This is a genomic window from Streptomyces sp. NPDC088810 (assembly GCF_044750305.1).
GTDB lineage: Bacteria > Actinomycetota > Actinomycetes > Streptomycetales > Streptomycetaceae > Streptomyces.
Genome location: NZ_JBIVJQ010000009.1, coordinates 114,076 through 133,095, shown reverse-complemented (window position 1 = coordinate 133,095; position 19,020 = coordinate 114,076). Strand labels below are relative to the sequence as shown.

14 protein-coding genes are annotated in these 19,020 nt (G+C 72.7%); 13 read left to right on the top strand and 1 reads right to left on the bottom strand.

All coding sequences use genetic code 11. From position 1 onward, the window contains the following. Positions 1 to 3 precede the first annotated feature (3 nt). From ACIP4Y_RS26795 to ACIP4Y_RS26775, 5 genes are all read left to right on the top strand, one after another. On the top strand, positions 4 to 867 hold the full coding sequence (locus ACIP4Y_RS26795; protein ID WP_401398085.1) for a type II secretion system F family protein: 864 nt from the start codon (positions 4 to 6) through the stop codon (positions 865 to 867). A gap of 165 nt (positions 868 to 1,032) precedes the next feature. Further along, on the top strand, positions 1,033 to 1,812 hold the full coding sequence (locus ACIP4Y_RS26790) for a type II secretion system F family protein (protein WP_401398083.1): 780 nt from the start codon (positions 1,033 to 1,035) through the stop codon (positions 1,810 to 1,812). Positions 1,813 to 1,893: 81 nt separating this feature from the next. Then, positions 1,894 to 2,094 (top strand): DUF4244 domain-containing protein, encoded by a 201-nt coding sequence (locus ACIP4Y_RS26785; RefSeq protein WP_401398081.1) that lies wholly within the window; start codon positions 1,894 to 1,896, stop codon positions 2,092 to 2,094. Between the two features lie 22 nt (positions 2,095 to 2,116). Beyond that, positions 2,117 to 2,467: a TadE family type IV pilus minor pilin gene (locus ACIP4Y_RS26780; RefSeq protein WP_401398079.1), complete on the top strand. Its 351-nt coding sequence runs from the start codon at positions 2,117 to 2,119 to the stop codon at positions 2,465 to 2,467. Positions 2,468 to 2,481: 14 nt separating this feature from the next. Next, on the top strand, positions 2,482 to 3,039 hold the full coding sequence (locus tag ACIP4Y_RS26775) for an Rv3654c family TadE-like protein (RefSeq protein ID WP_401398077.1): 558 nt from the start codon (positions 2,482 to 2,484) through the stop codon (positions 3,037 to 3,039). 128 nt (positions 3,040 to 3,167) lie between these two features. On the opposite strand, the gene ACIP4Y_RS26770 is transcribed toward ACIP4Y_RS26775, so the two are convergent. Beyond that, the gene (locus ACIP4Y_RS26770; protein ID WP_401398075.1) at positions 3,168 to 5,648 is read right to left on the bottom strand and encodes a DEAD/DEAH box helicase; all 2,481 of its coding nucleotides are present in this window, start codon (positions 5,646 to 5,648) and stop codon (positions 3,168 to 3,170) included. 82 nt (positions 5,649 to 5,730) lie between these two features. On the opposite strand from ACIP4Y_RS26770, the gene bldG reads away from it, so the two are divergent. The 8 genes from bldG to tmk all read left to right on the top strand — a co-directional run bounded on the left by bldG (position 5,731) and on the right by tmk (position 18,994). Continuing rightward, positions 5,731 to 6,072: an anti-sigma factor antagonist BldG gene (bldG, locus tag ACIP4Y_RS26765; protein ID WP_010986038.1), complete on the top strand. Its 342-nt coding sequence runs from the start codon at positions 5,731 to 5,733 to the stop codon at positions 6,070 to 6,072. A 217-nt stretch (positions 6,073 to 6,289) separates the two neighbouring features. After that, a complete protein-coding gene (locus tag ACIP4Y_RS26760; protein ID WP_401398073.1) occupies positions 6,290 to 6,724 on the top strand; it encodes an ATP-binding protein in 435 nt (144 codons plus the stop codon). A 298-nt stretch (positions 6,725 to 7,022) separates the two neighbouring features. Beyond that, a complete protein-coding gene (locus tag ACIP4Y_RS26755; RefSeq protein ID WP_401398071.1) occupies positions 7,023 to 9,428 on the top strand; it encodes a sodium-translocating pyrophosphatase in 2,406 nt (801 codons plus the stop codon). A gap of 212 nt (positions 9,429 to 9,640) precedes the next feature. Further along, positions 9,641 to 10,252 (top strand): small secreted protein, encoded by a 612-nt coding sequence (locus ACIP4Y_RS26750; protein WP_358637795.1) that lies wholly within the window; start codon positions 9,641 to 9,643, stop codon positions 10,250 to 10,252. A gap of 61 nt (positions 10,253 to 10,313) precedes the next feature. Then, positions 10,314 to 11,834, top strand: coding sequence for a methyltransferase (locus tag ACIP4Y_RS26745; protein ID WP_401398069.1), 1,521 nt, complete (start codon positions 10,314 to 10,316; stop codon positions 11,832 to 11,834). Positions 11,835 to 12,171: 337 nt separating this feature from the next. Then, complete coding sequence (locus ACIP4Y_RS26740) at positions 12,172 to 12,369, top strand: hypothetical protein (protein ID WP_401398067.1); 198 nt, start codon at positions 12,172 to 12,174, stop codon at positions 12,367 to 12,369. A 259-nt stretch (positions 12,370 to 12,628) separates the two neighbouring features. Further along, positions 12,629 to 15,460: a type I DNA topoisomerase gene (topA, locus tag ACIP4Y_RS26735; RefSeq protein ID WP_401398065.1), complete on the top strand. Its 2,832-nt coding sequence runs from the start codon at positions 12,629 to 12,631 to the stop codon at positions 15,458 to 15,460. Positions 15,461 to 15,670: 210 nt separating this feature from the next. Further along, complete coding sequence (tmk, locus tag ACIP4Y_RS26730) at positions 15,671 to 18,994, top strand: dTMP kinase (protein ID WP_401398063.1); 3,324 nt, start codon at positions 15,671 to 15,673, stop codon at positions 18,992 to 18,994. Positions 18,995 to 19,020 lie beyond the last annotated feature (26 nt).

Below are 19,020 nucleotides of genomic sequence, written 5' to 3'. Positions count from 1 at the left end.
GGAATGATCGGTGAGACGTCCATGGGGGCCGCGCTGGTCTGTTTCGGTGCGTTGGTCTGGCTGCTGGGCGGGCGGCACTACGGGATGCGGCGGGCACGGCTGCTGCTGGCCGGCGGCGGGGTGGTGGCGACCGGGCCGCCCGTCTGGGAGCTGGCCCTCGCGGAACTGCGGCGCCGGTGCGGCCGGTGGGGAACCGAGTGGTGGGCACTCGTCGCCGGGCTCGTGGTCGCCCTGCTGGGTGCCTCGGTGATTCCGGTCGTCGCGGGGGCGGCCGGGGTGCCGGTGCTCCGCCGGATGCGGCTGGCCCGGCAGGCCCGGCGTACGAGGGACCGGCGGACCGACGCGGTGATCGCCCTGTGCGGGGCGCTCGCCGGGGAGGTGCGGGCGGGACGACAGCCGGGGGAGGCGCTGCTGCGGGCCGCGCGGGACTCCGGCGGGCTCGGCGACGCACAGGCCGCCGTGGTGGCGGCGGCACGGTTCGGCGGAGACGTGCCCGGCGCGCTCGCCGCGGCGGCGCGGCGGCCGGGCGCGGAGGGCCTGCTCGGACTCGCCGCGTGCTGGCAGGTGGCCGTGGACCGGGGCGCCGGCCTCGCGGCCGGCCTGGACCGGCTGGACGGGGCCCTGCGTGCCGAGCGCGACCAACGCGCCGACCTGAACGCCCAGTTGTCCGGCGCCCGCGCCACCGCGGTGCTGCTCGCCGCACTGCCGGCCCTCGGCCTGCTCCTCGGTACGGCCATGGGCGCGGATCCCCTGCGGGTCCTGCTGCACAGCGGGGCCGGCCTCGGCTGCCTGACGGCCGGGGCGGTGCTCGAGGTGGCCGGGATGTGGTGGGCGGTGCGGATCGTGCGGGGGGCGGAGGCGGTGTGAGGCGGTCGTGTGAGAGGTGGTGCGAGATGCGGGTGCTGGCGACGAAAGGGCGGGCGGTATGAGGCTGGCGGTGTGCGAGGTGGCGGGTGGAGGCAGGGGGAGGCGGCTGGTGGGTGATGCGGTCAGCGGTCCGGAGGTCCGGACGGCGGGGAAAGGGTGGGCGGTATGAGCGGGGAAGTCATCCACAGGCTGGGGATGACGGTGGCCGTGGTGCTGGCTCTCGGCTGGGCTGCCATGCGGTTGGAGCTGGCGCGGCGGCGGCGTCGGGCGCGGCGCCGGATGGCTGAGCTGCTGGGGCTCGAAGTGCCCGCGGCAAGAACACCGTTCGTGATCCCCGGTGCGGTACGGCGGTGGCTGCCGGCGGCCGGTGCGGCGTGCGGTGTGTGGGTGCTGGTCGGCGGGGTCACCGGGATCCTGCTCGGGTTGGGCGTGGGGGCGGCGCTGTGGCGGTGGCGGGGTCGGCAGACCTCCGCCAGTGACCAGGAGGTGATCGACGCCGCTGGAGCCGCGCGCCAACTTCCGCTCGCCGCCGACCTGCTGGCCGCCTGCATCGCGGCCGGTGCCGGTCCGGTGATCGCCGCCCAGGCGGTGGGCGAGGCCCTCGGCGGCCCCGTCGGGCAGGCGCTGGCGCGCGGCTCGGCGGAGGTCCGGCTCGGCGGTGAACCGGCGGCCGCATGGCGGAATTTGGCGGCGCTGCCCGGCGCGGATGTGCTGGCGCGGCTACTGGAGCGGGCCGACGAGTCCGGGCTGCCCGCGGCCGGCCCGGTCACCCGCCTGGCGTCGGACGCGCGCGCCAAGTGGGCCCGCACGGCGACGGCCCGGGCACGCAGGGCGGCCGTACTGATCTCCGCGCCGGTCGGCCTGTGTTTCCTGCCCGCGTTCATCGCGGTCGGGGTGCTGCCCGTCGTGATCGGACTGGCGGGCGGGGTGCTGGGAGGGAGGTGAGCGGGACGAGAGCGGACCAGCACACAGACGTCAGGTAAGCGCCGGAAGACGGCAATGGATCAAAGCCTCACGGGGGTTGAAATGTTCAGGAAGATCAGGAAAGTAGCGGTTCGGTTGCGCGAAGCGTGCCGTCAGGACGCCGGAATGGTGACGTCCGAGTACGCCATGGGCATCATCGCGGCCGTCGCGTTCGCGTTCGTGCTCTACAAGGTCGTCAACAGCGGCCAGGTCCAGGCGGAGCTGCAGGACATCGTGAAGAAGGCGCTCAGTGCGCGGATGTGAGCGAGGCGGTGACCGGGGGTTCGTGACCGCGGAGGCGGCCGTGGTGCTGTCCGTGCTGGTGGCGTTCACGATGGCGCTGGTCTGGGGGCTGCTCGTGGTGGCGGCGCAGATCGAGTGCGTGGACGCGGCCCGCGCGGGCGCCCGGGCCGCCGCCCGTCAGGACCCGGCCGACGCGGTGGTGACGGTGACCCGGGAAGCGGCACCGCGGGGAGCACGGGTGACCGTCGCCCGCGAGGGCGACCGAATCCGCGTGACGGTGGTGGCCAGACCACCGGTGCTGAGCGGGCTGCCGTTCGAGGTGCGGGAGGAGGCCGTGGCGCTCGCCGAGGACACGGTGGGGGCGCCGCCCGGAGCGGGCGAGGCGGGGCCGTGATGTGTGGGGGTGACATGGGCCGCGGGCAGGGATGTGCCGATGGCCGGCGGCGGGCCGGACGCGTGCGCCGGTGGTGCCGCCAGGGCGGCGGTGAGGCGCCGGGCAGGAGGCCTGTGGGCCCGGGGCGGGGGCAGGACTCCGATCGGGGGTCCGCCACCGTCTGGAGTCTGGGGGCGATCGCTGTGCTGTGCGTGGTGTTCGGTGCCGTGCTCGCGCTCGGGCAGGCCGTCGTCGTACGGCACCGGGCGGCCGGGGGCGCCGACCTGGCCGCGCTCGCGGCGGCGGACCACTGGGCCGAGGGTGGCGCGGCGGCCTGCGCCCGGGCCGAGCGGCTGGCGGCGGCCCAGGAGGTGCGGTTGGTTCGGTGCGCGATCGTGGGCGACACCTCGGAGGTGACGGCGGCCGCGGGGCGGGGGCCGTTCACGGCGGAGGTCAGGGCGAGAGCGGGACCGCCAGGACCGCCGGGACCACCGGGCCCGCTGCCGCCCGGCGCGTCCCAGGCCGCACCGCCCGCCGTCCCGCGGGCGCCTGACACCCCGGTGCCGGGAGGCGCCGAGCAGCCCGGACGCTGATAGCAGCCAGCAGCCAGCAGCCAGCAGCCAGCAGCCAGCAGCCAGCAGCAAAGCCCTGTGCCCGGCCCCAGTCACCAGCCCCTGGCCACTGGGCCCGGCCCCCAGCCACCGTCTCCTGGGCCCAGCCCCTAACCCGCCTCCCCATCCCCCGTCGGCTTCTCCTCCGGCGCCCCCCGCAACAGCACCGTGAGCAGGCGGACCGCGCCTCTCTTGTGCAGGGGGTCGTTGCCGTTGCCGCACTTGGGGGACTGGATGCAGGACGGGCAGCCGGCCTCGCACTCGCAGGAGGCGATGGCCTCGCGGGTGGCGGTGAGCCAGGAACGGGCGGTGTGGAAGGCGCGCTCGGCGAAGCCCGCGCCGCCGGGGTGGCCGTCGTAGACGAAGACCGTGGGGAGGAGGGTGTCGGGGTGGAGGGGCACGGACACGCCGCCGATGTCCCAGCGGTCGCAAGTCGCGAAGAGGGGCAGCATGCCGATGGAGGCGTGCTCGGCGGCGTGCAGGGAGCCGCCGAGGATCTCCGGGGTGATCCGGGCCTCGTCCAGCTGGTCTTCGGTGACCGTCCACCACACCGCGCGTGTACGCAACGTACGAGGAGGGAGGTCGAGTTTCGTCTCGCCCAGCACTTCGCCGGTGATCAGGCGTCTGCGGAGGTAGGAGACCACCTGGTTGGTGACCTCCACCGAGCCGTAGCAGAGGCGGCCGGCGCCCCACGGGATCTCGGTGTCCGTCTCCAGGATGGAGATGGACGTGGTGTCGCGGGCGACTGTGGAGTAGGGCGGGTCGGCCTGTTCGACCAGGGCGACGGAGTCCTCCAGGTCCAGGGAGCGCACCAGATAGGTGCGGCCCTGGTGCAGGTGGACGGCGCCCTCGTGGACCGTGGAGTGCGCCGCGCCCTCGTCGACCGTGCCGAGCAGGCGGCCCGTGCCGGACTCGACGACCTGCACCGGACGGCCGCCGGCGCCGCGGATGTCGGTGAGGTCGGCGGCCCGCTCCCGCCGGGTCCAGTGCCAGGCCTTGGTCCGGCGGCGGAGCAGTTTCGCGGCTTCCAGCTGCGGCAGCACGTCCGCGCAGGCGGGGCCGAAGAGGTCCAGGTCCTCCTCGGTCAGCGGCAGCTCCGCGGCGGCGGCGCACAGGTGCGGGGCGAGGACGTACGGGTTGTCGGGGTCGAGGACCGTCGATTCCACCGGCCGGTCGAACAGGGCCTCGGGGTGGTGGACCAGGAAAGTGTCCAGCGGGTCGTCGCGGGCGACCAGGACCGCGAGGGCGCCCTGGCCGGAGCGGCCCGCGCGGCCCGCCTGCTGCCACAGGGAGGCGCGCGTGCCCGGGTAGCCGGCGATGACCACCGCGTCCAGGCCCGAGACGTCCACGCCCAGCTCCAGGGCCGTCGTGGCGGCGAGGCCGAGCAGCTCGCCGGAGTGCAGGGCGCGCTCCAGGGCACGGCGCTCCTCGGGGAGGTAGCCGCCGCGGTAGGCCGCGACACGCCGGACCAGGGAGCGGTCGACCTCGGCGAGCCGCTCCTGGGCGATCACCGAGATCAGCTCGGCGCCGCGCCGGGAACGCACGAAGGCGACCGAGCGCACCCCCTGCACGGTCAGATCGGTCAGCAGATCGGCGGTCTCGGCGGTGGCGGTACGCCGTACGGGTGCTCCCCGTTCGCCCTGCAGTTCGGTCAGCGGGGGCTCCCAGAGGGCGAAGACCAGCTCTCCGCGCGGGGAGGCGTCGTCGGCGACCTCCACGACCGGCAGGCCGGTCAGCCGCCGGGCGGCGACGGCCGGCTCGGCGGCGGTCGCCGAGGCCAGCAGGAACACGGGGAAGGAGCCGTAGCGGGCGCAGAGGCGGCGCAGCCGGCGCAGCACCTGGGCGACGTGCGAGCCGAAGACGCCCCGGTAGGTGTGGCACTCGTCGATGACGACGTACTTGAGCGACTTCAGGAAGGAGGACCAGCGCGGGTGGGCGGGGAGTATCCCGCGGTGCAGCATGTCCGGGTTGGTCAGGACGTAGTTGGCGTACTGGCGGATCCACTCCCGTTCCTCGAACGGTGTGTCGCCGTCGTACACGGCCGGGCGGACCGAGGTGCCGAGAGGTTGTGAAAGTTCCTTCACCGACCGGCACTGGTCCGCCGCAAGCGCCTTGGTGGGGGACAGGTAGAGGGCGGTGGCGCCGCGGCCGTTCGGCGCCTCGGCGCCACCCAGAAGGGTGGACAGGACGGGCACGAGATAGGCGAGGGACTTGCCGGAGGCGGTGCCGGTGGCGACGACCACCGAGTCCCCGTCCAGGGCGTGCTCCGCGGCCAGCGCCTGGTGCGCCCACGGGTGCTCGATGCCGCACGCCCGGACGGCGGCGATCACCTCGGATCGAATCCGCTCAGGCCAGACGGCATGGCGGCCCGCGCGCGGGGGCAAGTGCTCCGTATGAGTGATGCGCGCAGCCCGGCTCGGCCCGGAGGCGAGGCGGTCCAGGACCGTGCCCGGAGACGGGCGGGAGGCCGCGTGGGCCTGGGGTCGATCGGATCGGTGATTCTTGGCCATCGGCACCGAGTGTGTCACTGGCGTGACGGACAATGGAGTCAAGGCGTCGTGCACGCCTGCCGGTAAGTGATTGAATGCCATCGCGGCTGGCGTAGCGTCCCGGGGGCCGCAAGCCGAGGTGCCCGAGGGGCGAACCGCTCGATAGCAAGGTGCTGGAGGATCCGTGGACCTGTCCCTGTCGACCCGTACCGTCGGCGATCGTACGGTCGTCGAGGTCGGTGGCGAAATCGACGTATATACCGCGCCCAAGCTGCGCGAGCAGCTGGTCGAGCTGGTGAACGACGGGAATTTCCACCTCGTCGTCGACATGGAGGGCGTGGACTTCCTCGACTCCACCGGGCTCGGCGTGCTGGTCGGCGGCCTGAAGCGGGTTCGAGCCCATGAGGGCTCGCTGCGCCTGGTCTGCAACCAGGAGCGCATTCTCAAGATCTTCCGGATCACCGGCCTCACCAAGGTGTTCCCGATCCACACCTCGGTCGAGGAAGCGGTGGCGGCCACCGACTGATCGGTCACCGACTGATCGGCCATTGACCGATCCGGACCGCTTGCCGGCGTCGGGCTCCTGCGGGGGTCTGTACGTCGGCCGGTCCCGTCCGGCCGGTCCCGTCCCGGACCGACGCAGAGGATGCGCAGGAGGCGGGCCGGGCACAGAAGTACACCTGGGGTGCGGGCGCCCGGCGGCCCCGCCCCCGACCGCACGCCCGTAGTCGCGAGGGGGATGCATGGCCACCGTCGAACTCCGCTTCAGCGCGCTGCCCGAGCACGTCCGGACCGCCCGACTGGTGGCGGCAGCGGTGGCGCGCAGGGCCGGAGTGGACGAGGCCGTCCTGGACGAGGTGCGGCTCGCCGTGGGCGAAGCCTGCTCCCGCGCCGTCGGACTGCACCAGAACAGTGGCGTCACGGCACCGGTGAAGGTGGCGCTGATCGAAGAGGAGAAACAGTTCTCCATCGAGGTCGGCGACGAGGCGCCGCACGCCGCGCCGGGCGGCGACACGTCCGGCGCCGCTCAGGACGGCGACGCGGAGGTCGAGGAGGACGAGATGGGCCTCGCGGTCATCAGCGGCCTCGTCGACGACGTGGAGGTCAGCACCGGGCAGAACGGCGGCCTGATCCGCATGACCTGGCCGACCACACCGCCGGCCGCCGCACTCGCATGACCGGGTCGGCCGACCGGGCCGGTCCGACCCCGAGCAATCGCACAGGGGCCCTGCTGAGCAGGGCCCCTGTCGCGTTTTTCGGACGGCCCCGGGGAATTCGTGAAGGAATTCACGATCAAAAGCACGATAATTTGATCAAGCACCCAACTGGCCGTCAATGGCTCAGGGGCATTACTTCTTTCGGGTTCGCTGTAGGTGCATGCAGGCCAATTCCGTTTACCGTCCCCTGTTTAGATCACCCGGTGGTACCTACAATCCGTCCACATCTTGAGCTCAGCCCAAGCGTCAAGGAGGACGAATGGCGGGGCTTTCTACCCCACGTCAGTTGGGTCACCCCTCTTCCCTCGCAGCCGCGGTCCTGACCGACGACAACCGGATCATCGTGGCCGTCATCGCGGCGGTCGCCGTGGCCGCGCTGGTGGTCGCGGGGATTCTGGTCCGCCAGGTGCTGGCGGCCGGCGAGGGCACCGACAGCATGAAACGGATCGCCGAGGCGGTCCAGGAAGGTGCCAAGGCGTATCTCGCCCGGCAGCTGCGCACGCTCGGCGTATTCGCCGTCGTCGTCTTCTTCCTGCTCATGCTGCTGCCCGCGGACGACTGGAATCAGCGGGCCGGCCGCTCGGTGTTCTTCCTGATCGGAGCGGCGTTCTCGGCGGCCACCGGCTATATCGGCATGTGGCTCGCCGTGCGCAGCAATGTGCGGGTCGCCGCGGCGGCCCGGGAAGCAACCCCGGCGGAAGGCGAACCGGAAAAGGATCTCACCACCGTCTCGCACACCGCGATGAAGATCGCATTTCGCACGGGCGGCGTCGTCGGCATGTTCACGGTGGGGCTCGGCCTGCTGGGCGCCTCCTGTGTGGTGCTGGTGTACGCCGCCGACGCCCCGAAGGTGCTGGAGGGCTTCGGCCTCGGCGCCGCCCTGATCGCGATGTTCATGCGGGTGGGCGGCGGCATCTTCACCAAGGCCGCCGACGTCGGCGCCGACCTGGTCGGCAAGGTCGAACAGGGCATTCCGGAGGACGACCCGCGCAATGCCGCGACCATCGCCGACAACGTGGGCGACAACGTCGGCGACTGCGCGGGCATGGCGGCCGACCTCTTCGAGTCGTACGCCGTGACCCTGGTGGCCGCGCTGATCCTCGGCAAGGCCGCCTTCGGCGATTCCGGACTGGCCTTCCCGCTGCTGGTGCCCGCCATCGGCGTACTCACCGCGATGATCGGCATCTTCGCGGTCGCCCCGCGCCGAGCCGACCGCAGCGGCATGACGGCGATCAACCGCGGCTTCTTCATCTCCGCGGTGATCTCCCTCGCGCTGGTCGCGATCGCGGTCTTCGTCTACCTGCCGTCGAAGTACTCCGCCCTCAACGGCGTCACCGACGCGGCGATCAAGGGCAAGGACGGCGATCCGCGCATCCTCGCGCTGGTCGCGGTGGCCATCGGCATCCTGCTCGCCGCCGTCATCCAGCAGCTGACCGGCTACTTCACCGAGACCAACCGCCGTCCGGTGCGCGACATCGGCAAGACCTCCCTCACCGGACCCGCCACCGTCGTCCTCTCCGGCATCTCGGTGGGCCTGGAGTCGGCCGTCTACACCGCGCTGCTCATCGGGCTCGGCGTGTACGGCGCGTTCCTGCTCGGCGGAACGTCGATCATGCTGGCGCTGTTCGCGGTGGCGCTGGCCGGCACCGGCCTGCTCACCACGGTCGGCGTGATCGTCGCCATGGACACCTTCGGGCCGGTCTCCGACAACGCCCAGGGCATCGCCGAGATGTCCGGCGACGTCGAGGGCGCGGGCGCGCAGGTGCTCACCAACCTGGACGCGGTCGGCAACACCACCAAGGCCATCACCAAGGGCATCGCCATCGCCACCGCCGTCCTCGCCGCGTCGGCGCTGTTCGGGTCGTACCGCGACGCGATCACCACCAATGTGCAGGACGTCGGCGAAAAACTGACCGGGCCCGGCTCGCCGCTCAGCCTGTCGATGGACATCTCGCAGCCCAACAACCTCGTCGGCCTGATCGCGGGCGCCGCGGTCGTCTTCCTCTTCTCCGGACTGGCCATCAACGCGGTGTCCCGCTCGGCGGGTTCGGTGGTGTTCGAGGTGCGGCGGCAGTTCCGCGAGCACCCCGGGATCATGGACTACACCGAGAAGCCCGAGTACGGGAAGGTCGTCGACATCTGCACCAGGGACGCCCTGCGGGAGCTGGCCACGCCGGGTCTGCTCGCCGTCATGGCGCCGATCTTCATCGGGTTCACGCTCGGCGTCGGCGCGCTCGGCTCCTACCTCGCCGGCGCGATCGGCGCGGGCACGCTGATGGCGGTGTTCCTGGCCAACTCCGGTGGCGCCTGGGACAACGCCAAGAAGCTGGTGGAGGACGGCCACCACGGCGGCAAGGGCAGCGAGGCGCACGCGGCCACGGTGATCGGGGACACGGTGGGCGATCCCTTCAAGGACACCGCCGGCCCCGCGATCAACCCGCTGCTGAAGGTCATGAACCTGGTTTCGCTGCTCATCGCACCTGCGGTGATCAGGTTCTCCTACGGCGACGACAAGAACCTCGGCGTGCGGATCGGGATCGCGGTCCTCGCGCTGTTGGTGATCGTCGTGGCCGTGTACATCTCCAAGCGGCGCGGGATCTCCGTCGGTGACGACGACAGTGCCCAGCGGGTCGCCAACTCGCCGGACGCCGCGGTCGTTTCGTAGGACCGGTCGCCAAGGCCTGGTCAACGGGCGGGCGGACGGCGCGTGCTGACGCGCCGGCCGCCCGCTTCCGTGTGTGCTCGCCCACGTCGTGAGCCTTCTCTCCTGTGGTGCGAAAGGTCACAAAAGCCGACTTACGACCCGTCCGGCAGGGGGTGGGGGTGTGTTCGCCGTGTAGATTCCGGGGGCCGAGAGCCATGGAAGGGACCAATCCGGTGAACAAGAAGCTCGCGGCCGCGCTGTCCGGCGGTGCGGTACTGGTAGTGGCGGTGTCGGGATGCAGCGGCAGCGGTGAGAAGGGGCCCGACCCCAAGCTGGTGTCCTGGGCCAAGACGGTCTGCGACGCGGTACCCGCGCCGAACGCCAAGATCAGGTCGGCCAACGCCGCGATCGCGGCCATCGCCACGGACAGCAACCTCCCGCCCAAGAGCGCCCAGAAGACGTACGCGGAGGCCTTCCAGGACATGGCCGACGGCTACAAGGCGCTCGCGGACGCCCTCGACACCGCCGGCGCGCCCCCCGGCGTCGACGGCGGCGCCAAGCTGCAGCGGGACGCCGCCAAGAACCTCGCCGGCCTCTCCTCGTCGTACGCCGAGCTGAAGAAGAAGGTCGACGGGCTCGACACCAAGGACCAGGGCAAGTTCGCCCGCGGCCTCAAGGACGTCGCCAGCCAGTCCAAGGAGATCGGCAAGCAGAGCGACAGCGGTACCCAGGCGCTGAAGCGGCTGGAGCAGGAGGACGTCAAGAAGGCGATGGCCAAGCAGCCCAGCTGCAAGGTCGCCGCGTCCTCCTCCGGGTCCCCGACGGCGCCGGCGACCGCGGGCTGACGTCGGCGGACGCCGCGCGCGCAGTCGGTCCCGGGCGGCCGCCGCGGGCCACAATGGGGGCGTGACTGACTCCGGACTCGCTCCCCTGCCCGCTCCCGACCGGCCCGACAGCGCCGCGCGCCTGAGGGACGCGCTGCTGGCCGCCTCCTTCACCGCCGACGGGCTGCTCGACCTGCTCGGGCCCGCCGCGTACGCGGCGCTGGCCCGCAGCGAGACCGTGCCCGCGCTCCGGGCGACCCGTGGCGACACGCCGCTGGAGACGCTGGTACGGCTGTTCCTGCTCCAGCAGCCGGTGCCCCACGCGCGCGTGGTGGGCGTTCTGCCGGTCGAGGACGCGCTGGAGGCCGGCTGGCTCACGCGCGTGGGCGGCGACGAGGTGGCCGCGACCGTGGACGTCCGGCCGTACGGCGGTCCCGGCGGCGAGGACTGGTTCATCGTCTCCGACCTCGGCTGCGCGGTGGGCGGGGCCGGCGGCATCGGCCGACGCGACGAGCGGGTCGTCCTGGGCGTCGGCGGCGCTTCCACGACCCTCGCCGGCATCACCGTGCGCACGCCCGTCACCTCCGCCCTGGACCTCGGCACCGGTTCCGGCATCCAGGCACTGCACGCCGCGCAGCACGCCACGCGCGTGACGGCGACCGACCTCAACCCGCGCGCGCTGCACATCACGGCGCTCACGCTGGCGCTGTCCGGCGCGCCCGCCGCAGACCTGCGCGAGGGGTCGCTGTTCGAGCCGGTCCGCAGCGACGAGACGTTCGACCTGATCGTCTCCAACCCGCCGTTCGTGATCTCCCCGCGGGCCCGGCTGACCTACCGGGACGGCGGCATGGGCGGGGACGATCTGTGCCGCTCGCTCGTTCAGGAGGCGGGGGAACGGCTGAACGAGGGCGGGTTCGCGCAGTTCCTCGCGAACTGGCAGCACGTGGCAGGGGAGGACTGGCAGGACAGACTCAGGTCGTGGGTGCCGCGCGGGTGCGATGCCTGGATCGTGCAGCGCGAGGTGCAGGACGTCACGCAGTACGCCGAGCTGTGGCTGAGGGACGCCGGTGACCACCGTGGGGACCCGGCGGAGTACCAGGCACGGTACGACGCCTGGCTCGACGAGTTCGAGGCGCGCAAGGTCAGGGCGGTCGGCTTCGGCTGGATCACTCTGCGCAGGACCGGGTCCGCCGAACCCGTCGTCACCGTGGAGGAGTGGCCGCACCCGGTCGAGCAGCCGCTCGGGGAGACGATCCGGGCGCACTTCGACCGGCTCGACTACCTCCGGGCGCACGACGACGCGGCGCTGCTGGACAGCCACTTCAAGCTCGCCGCCGAGGTGGTCCAGGAGCAGGTCGGGCTGCCCGGCGCCGAGGACCCGGAGCACGTGGTGCTGCGCCAGCACCGCGGGATGCGCCGGGCGACGAAGGTGGACACGGTCGGCGCCGGGTTCGCGGGTGTGTGCGACGGCACGCTGAGCGCGGGGCGGATCCTGGACGCCATCGCGCAGCTCGTCGGCGAGGACCCGGTGCTGCTCCGCGACCGCACGCCCGCGCAGATCCGGCTGCTGGTGGAGCAGGGCTTCCTGGAGCCGGTGCGCTGACCGGGCGCCGGGGTGCCGTGAGAGGGGGCCGGGCAGCTGCCGTACCCGGGCGGCGCTGCCGTCACAGGTGCGCCCCGATCATCATCTGATCGGGGCGTGAGCATCGTCGTATGCCGGGGGCACGCGCCCCCGGAACCTGCCGAGCACGGCCGGAACGGACCCGCTTCCGGAAAACGGCCGGAAAAATATGGGTGGGCGATCCCACACGTCTTCGTTCGAACCTGCATTCGAGCGAGGGTGGGTCTTCCGTTCACCCCGATGTCGCCTGTTCGCCGCCCGCGCGTGCCACCCTCCCCGCGCTGGGCGGAACCGACGGCAGGCAGGGGGCGGGCGGACGATGGAGAGCGGTCCGGCGATCTTCGCGGGAGTGGTGTTCGCCCTGTTCGGGGCCGGTCTGCTGGCCTGGACCGGGACTCGTCTGCGGCGCCGGGAGCCGGTGGCCGTGGGTGTGAACCGCGTCGCATCGGCCACCGTCGCGAGCGTGGCCGCGGCAGCCGCGCTGGCCCTCGCCGCGTACTGCCTGACCCGCCTCTGAGGCGGGCACGCACCATGTCCACCGAGTGAGGGGAGCGTCACGCTCCGGACAGGGGTGCGGGGGTGGCCGGGCAGTCCGGGCGGCAGGAATGGCGGTAGTCGGGTTACCGTTCGAGTGGCCGTTGTGGGCTTTTCCCGTTTGACACGGGGGCGGGATGTAGCGTCACACTCCGCAGCGTCACACGAGCCAGCAGTACGCCGCGACCCCGGGACCAAGGCCTGGGGAGGCCCCCCAGCGTCGACCGGAGAGAAGAGCGAAGTTGTCCCCGACCAGCGAGACCGCACAGGGCGGTCGCCGACTCGTCATCGTCGAGTCGCCTGCCAAGGCGAAGACGATCAAGGGCTACCTCGGCCCCGGCTACATCGTCGAGGCGAGCGTCGGGCACATCCGCGACCTTCCCAACGGCGCCGCGGAGGTGCCGGAGAAGTACACCGGCGAGGTGCGTCGACTCGGTGTGGACGTCGACCACGACTTCCAGCCGATCTATGTCATCAACGCGGACAAGAAGGCGCAGGTCAAGAAGCTCAAGGACCTGCTGAAGGACTCCGACGAGCTCTTCCTCGCCACCGATGAGGACCGGGAGGGCGAGGCGATCGCCTGGCACCTCCAGGAAGTCCTGAAGCCGAAGATCCCGGTCAAGCGCATGGTGTTCCACGAGATCACCAAGGACGCCATCCGCGAGGCCGTCGCCAACCCGCGCCAGCTCAACCAGAAGCTGGTCGACGCCCAGGAGACCCGCCGCATCCTCGACCGCCTCTACGGCTACGAGGTCTCGCCGGTCCTGTGGAAGAAGGTCATGCCCCGGCTGTCGGCCGGCCGTGTCCAGTCGGTCGCCACGCGACTCGTCGTCGAGCGGGAACGCGAGCGCATCGCGTTTCGTTCTGCTGAGTACTGGGACCTGACGGGTACCTTCGGTACCGGCCGCGCTGGAGACTCGTCGGACCCGTCGTCGCTGGTCGCCCGCCTGCAGACCGTCGACGGCAGGCGGGTCGCGCAGGGCCGCGACTTCGACTCCGTGGGACAGCTCAAGAGTGCGAACACCCTCCACCTCGACGAGGCGACCGCCCGCGCCCTCGCCGCCGCCCTGGAGAACACCCGCTTCTCCGTGCGGTCCGTCGAGTCCAAGCCGTACCGCCGCTCGCCGTACGCCCCGTTCCGTACGACGACGCTGCAGCAGGAGGCCAGCCGCAAGCTCGGCTTCGGCGCGAAGGCGACCATGCAGATCGCCCAGAAGCTGTACGAGAACGGCTACATCACGTACATGCGTACGGACTCCACGACTCTGAGCGACACCGCGGTCACCGCGGCCCGCGCCCAGGTCACCCAGCTGTACGGGGCCGAGTACCTGCCGGCCACCCCGCGCGTCTACGCCGCCAAGGTCAAGAACGCGCAGGAGGCCCACGAGGCGATCCGTCCCTCGGGTGATCGTTTCCGTACGCCCGCGGAGACCGGCCTGACCGGCGACCAGTTCAAGCTGTACGAGCTGATCTGGAAGCGGACCGTCGCCTCCCAGATGAAGGACGCGACCGGCAACAGCGTCACGGTGAAGATCGGCGGTACCGCCGCCGACGGCCGCGACGTCGAGTTCAGCGCCTCCGGCAAGACGATCACCTTCCACGGCTTCCTGAAGGCCTACGTCGAGGGTGCCGACGACCCGAACGCCGAGCTGGACGACCGCGAGCGCCGGCTGCCGCAGGTCTCCGAGGGCGACGCGCTGTCCGCCGAGCAGATCACGGTCGACGGCCACGCCACCAAGCCCCCGGCCCGCTACACCGAGGCCAGCCTGGTCAAGGAGCTGGAAGAGCGCGAGATCGGCCGCCCGTCGACGTACGCGTCGATCATCGGCACCATCCTCGACCGCGGCTACGTCTTCAAGAAGGGCACGGCACTCGTCCCGTCCTTCCTGTCCTTCGCCGTGGTGAACCTGCTCGAGAAGCACTTCGGGCGGCTCGTGGACTACGACTTCACGGCCAAGATGGAGGACGACCTCGACCGCATCGCGGCCGGTGAGGCCAAGGCCGTGCCGTGGCTGAAGCGCTTCTACTTCGGTGAGGGCACCGCCACCGGCGGCGCGGCCGACGCCGGCAACGGCGACGGGGACCACCTCGGCGGCCTCAAGGAGCTGGTGACCGACCTGGGCGCGATCGACGCGCGCGAGGTGTCGTCGTTCCCCGTGGGCAACGGCATCGTGCTCCGCGTCGGCCGCTACGGCCCGTACATCGAGCGCGGCGAGAAGGACACCGAGCAGCACCAGCGCGCCGACATCCCGGACGACCTGGCGCCGGACGAGCTGACCGTCGAGCTGGCCGAGGAACTGCTGGCCAAGCCCAGCGGCGACTTCGAGCTGGGCACCGACCCGGCCACCGGCCACGCGATCGTCGCCAAGGACGGCCGCTACGGCCCGTACGTCACGGAGATCCTCCCCGAGGGCACCCCGAAGTCGGGCAAGAACGCGGTCAAGCCGCGGACGGCCTCGCTCTTCAAGTCCATGTCCGTCGACACGGTGACGCTCGAGGACGCGCTGAAGCTTATGTCGCTGCCGCGCGTCGTCGGCACCGACGCCGACGGCCAGGAGATCACCGCGCAGAACGGCCGCTACGGGCCCTACCTGAAGAAGGGCACGGACTCGCGCTCGCTGCAGTCCGAGGACCAGATCTTCACGATCACGCTGGAGGAGGCGCAGGCGATCTACGCCCAGCCGAAGCAGCGTGGCCGGGCCGCGGCCAAGCCGCCGCTGAAGGAGCTGGGCGAGGACCCGGTCTCCGGCAAGCCGGTCGTGGTCAAGGACGGCCGCTTCGGCCCGTACGTCACCGACGGCGAGACGAACGCGACCCTCCGCTCCGGCGACAGTGTCGAAACGATCACTCCGGAGCGCGGCTTCGAGCTGCTCGCCGAGAAGCGGGCGAAGGCTCCCGCCAAGAAGACCGCGAAGAAGGCGGCGGCGAAGAAGACCGCACCGGCGAAGAAGACCGCCGCCAAGAAGACGGCCGCGAAGAAGACGACGGCTGCCGCGAAGAAGACGACCGCCAAGAAGACCACCGCCAAGAAGGCGACGGCTTCCAAGGCGACGGCTTCGGGCACGGAGGACTGACCTCGCGCCGGCCCGGCGGCTTCACCGCCGGGTCGGTGGTCTGCCCACCGGGCCGGTCGGCGTCTGGCCACCGGGCCGGCGACTCCGCCCCGGCTCGGTCGCTTCCCGGTCGGGTTCGCGAAAAGAACGCCCCGGCGCCGTATCGGTGCCGGGGCGCGCTCGTACGGACACGCGAGGTGTGGTGTCAGTGGCTGCGGATAGGCTGAACGCATGACGCGAGCCGAGCAGCCAACGGCCCACACCACAGCACCGGACGACGCCCTGGTCGCGGACTCCCGCGAACGCGCCGTTCGCTCCCTGCTGCGCCGACCGCAGTTGAGGCGCCTGTGGAGCGCGCAGCTGGTCAGCGGGGTCGGTGACGCCCTCTCCCTCTTCGTACTGGTCGTCCTGGTCCTCCAGGCGGCCATAGCCGAGGGGGCTTTCGGCGGTGGCTACCGCGGCGTGGCGTTCGCAGTGGCGACGGTCTTCGCGGCCCGCATCCTCGCCGCGCTCCTCTTCGGCGCCGTCCTCCTCGGTCCGTTGACCTCGCTCACCGCCCAGGACGGCCCGCTCGACCGCCGCTGGACCATGGTCGGCGCCGACGGCCTGCGTGCCGCCCTGCTGATCGTCGCGCCCCTGTGGATCGACTGGACCCCGGACAACGCGCTCGCGGTCCTGCTGGTCACCGCCTTCGTCACCGGCGTCGCCGAGCGGCTGTGGACCGTGTGCCGGGAGAGCGCCGCCCCCGCCCTGCTGCCGGCCCCGCCCCCGGAGGGCGCGACGGTACGGCCGCTGCCGGACCACATGGACGCGCTGCGCCGCCTGTCGCTGCGTACGACCTTCCTGGCGATCCCGCTGGCCGCCGCCGCCCTGATCGTCGCCGCCCTGCTGAACAACCTGCTCGGCACCGGCGTGGCCTGGTTCGACCAGCACCACGCGGCCCTCGGCTCGTACGTGGCGGCGGGCCTGTTCGCCGGCTCGCTGTCCGTGCTGGTCTACCTGGAGCTGCCCGACACGCGCACCCCGCGCGCGCGGTCCCCGCTGGAGGGCCTGCGCCGCCCGCGCACCGCCACCGGCGTCGACAAGGGCCGTACGGGCGCCATCCCGCTGCTCGTCCCGGCCTGCGCCGGAGTTGCCGGCGCCATCGCGGCGGCCGTCGCGGTGTGCGTGCTGCACGCCAAGGACCTCGGCGGCGGCCCGGTGCTCTACGGCCTGCTGGTGCTGGGCCTGACCGGCGGTGTCGCCCTCGGCGTCCGTACCGCCCCCGCGCTGCTGCCCTCGCTCTCCCGCCGCCGCCTGCTGGCCCTGGCGATCGCCGTCACCGGCATCGCGCTGCTGGCCGCCGGACTGGTCCCGGACGTCACCACCGTCCTGCTGATCGTCACGCTGGCCGGCGCCGCCGCGGGCGTGGCCGCCCACACCGGGCACACCCTGCTGGACCAGGAGACCGAGGACCACCGCCGGGCGCGCACCACCGAGCACCTGCACGCCGTGGTCCGCGTCTTCATAGCGCTCGGCGCCCTGGTCGCACCCCTGGTCGCCGCGCTGATCGGCCCGCACCGGCTGGAGAACGGCAGGTTCGTCTTCGCGCACGGCGGTGCCGCCTTCACACTGATGCTGGTCGGCGCGCTGCTGCTGCCGGTGGCCGCACTGGTGCTCGCCAAGGTCGACGACCGGTCCGGGGTGCCGCTGCGCCAGGACCTCAGGGACGCGCTGCTCGGCGGCGACGACCCCGTCACGGCACCGGCGACGAACGGCTTCTTCATCGCCCTGGAGGGCGGTGACGGCGCGGGCAAGTCCACCCAGGCCGAGGCCCTCGCCGAATGGATCCGCGCCAAGGGCCACGAGGTCGTGCTCACCCGCGAGCCCGGCGCCACCCCGGTGGGCAAGCGGCTCCGCTCCATCCTGCTGGACGTGTCCTCGGCGGGCCTGTCACACCGCGCGGAGGCGCTGCTGTACGCAGCCGACCGCGCCGAGCACGTCGACACGGTCGTGCGCCCCGCCCTGGAGCGCGGCGCGATCGTGATCTCCGACCGCTACATCGACTCGTCCGTCGCCTACCAGGGCGCCGGCCGCGACCTGTCCCCGACCGAGATCGCCCGCATCAACCGCTGGGCCACCGACGGGCTCGTCCCGCACCTCACCGTCCTGCTGGACGTCTCCCCGGAGGCCGCGCGCGAGCGGTTCACCGAGGCGCCGGACCGGCTGGAGTCGGAGCCCGCGGAGTTCCACGCGCGCGTGCGGTCCGGTTTCCTCACGCTGGCCGCCTCCGACCCCGGCCGCTACCTGGTCGTGGACGCCGGGCAGGAGCCCGAGGCCGTCACCACCGTGATCCGGCACCGCCTGGACACCGTGCTGCCGCTGTCCGAGGCCGAGATCAAGGCCCAGGAAGAGGCCCGCAGGAAGGCCGAGGAGGAAGCCCGCCGCAAGGCCGAGGAAGAGGCCGCCCGCAAGGCCGAGGAGGAGCGCCTGGAGCGCGAGCGCCAGGAGCAGCTCGCCCGCCTGCGCGCCGAGGAGGAGGAGCGTAAGCGCCGCGAGCTGGAGGAGGCGCAGCGGCGCGAGGCCGAACGGCAGGCGGAGGAGGCCCGGCAGCGGGCCGAGGAAGCGCGCCGGCGCGCGGAGGAGGAGCGGCAGCGGCTGCTCGCCGAGGAGAAGGCACGCGCCGAGGAGGAGGCCCGCCGCAGGGCCGAGGAAGAGCGGCGCCGCAAGGAGGCCGAGGAAGAGGCCCGGCGGCGCGCCGAGGAAGAGGCCCGGCAGGCCCGTCTGCGCGCCGAGGAGGAGGCCCGGCGCCTGGAGGCGCAGCGCAAGGCCGAGGAGGCGCTGCTGCGGGCCGAGGAGGCCCGCCGGCAGGCCGCCGCGGCCGCCGCGGCCGCCGATGCGGCGGCCCGCAGGCCCAGCGCGCCCCTGCCCGCGGCACCGGGCGTGGTCCCGGACGCGGTGACGGTCCCCACGCCGGTGGTGTCGCCGCAAGCGGCCCCGCGCGGGACGGACACGCGGGACACGGACGAGGAGACGACGGTGCTGCGTCCGGTGCGCGAGGAGCGCCCCGCACGTGACGCCCGGGGTGTCCACTCCGACTCCGAGGTGACCACCGAGCTGCCGCAGCCGCCGGCGGCCACCGGGCCGGCCGACGAGACCGCGGTGCTGCCGCGGGTGCCGTCGGGCGCGGCGGACGAGACGGCCGTGCTGCCGCCGGTGCCCGCAGACGAGACGGCCGAGCTGCCGTCGGTGGCTCCGGGTGCGGCGGACGAGACCGCGGTGCTGCCGCCCGTACGGGACCCGTCGGACCGGGTGCCGCCCGGCTTCTTCCGGGACGAGCAGCCCGCCGCGGGCCCCGACGGCTCCGAGCCGCGCACGCGCGAGATGCCCCAGCTCGACGCCGACGGCACGCCCCGCACCCGACCGCGCTCCGACTGGGCCGAGGAGACCCCGCTCGACGACCTGCCGACGCTGGCCGACGAACTGCTGGGTTCCTACGACGAGGGGGAGCACGGCGACCAGGGCGCCGGCGAGGAACCGGGCCGCAAGGGACGCGGCCGGGGGCGCCGGGGCTGAGCGGCATGCCGCTGCGAGCCGGGTCT

What these genes read in the sequence shown, in the direction of transcription:
- ACIP4Y_RS26790 (WP_401398083.1), top strand. Translation starts at nt 1,033, where the DNA reads ATGAGCGGGGAAGTCATCCACAGGCTGGGGATGACGGTGGCCGTGGTG.
- ACIP4Y_RS26775 (WP_401398077.1), top strand. Translation starts at nt 2,482, where the DNA reads ATGGGCCGCGGGCAGGGATGTGCCGATGGCCGGCGGCGGGCCGGACGC.
- ACIP4Y_RS26755 (WP_401398071.1), top strand. Translation starts at nt 7,023, where the DNA reads ATGGCGGGGCTTTCTACCCCACGTCAGTTGGGTCACCCCTCTTCCCTC.
- ACIP4Y_RS26760 (WP_401398073.1), top strand. Translation starts at nt 6,290, where the DNA reads ATGGCCACCGTCGAACTCCGCTTCAGCGCGCTGCCCGAGCACGTCCGG.
- ACIP4Y_RS26740 (WP_401398067.1), top strand. Translation starts at nt 12,172, where the DNA reads ATGGAGAGCGGTCCGGCGATCTTCGCGGGAGTGGTGTTCGCCCTGTTC.
- ACIP4Y_RS26785 (WP_401398081.1), top strand. Translation starts at nt 1,894, where the DNA reads ATGTTCAGGAAGATCAGGAAAGTAGCGGTTCGGTTGCGCGAAGCGTGC.
- ACIP4Y_RS26770 (WP_401398075.1), bottom strand. Translation starts at nt 5,648, where the DNA reads ATGGCATTCAATCACTTACCGGCAGGCGTGCACGACGCCTTGACTCCA.
- tmk (WP_401398063.1), top strand. Translation starts at nt 15,671, where the DNA reads ATGACGCGAGCCGAGCAGCCAACGGCCCACACCACAGCACCGGACGAC.
- ACIP4Y_RS26795 (WP_401398085.1), top strand. Translation starts at nt 4, where the DNA reads ATGATCGGTGAGACGTCCATGGGGGCCGCGCTGGTCTGTTTCGGTGCG.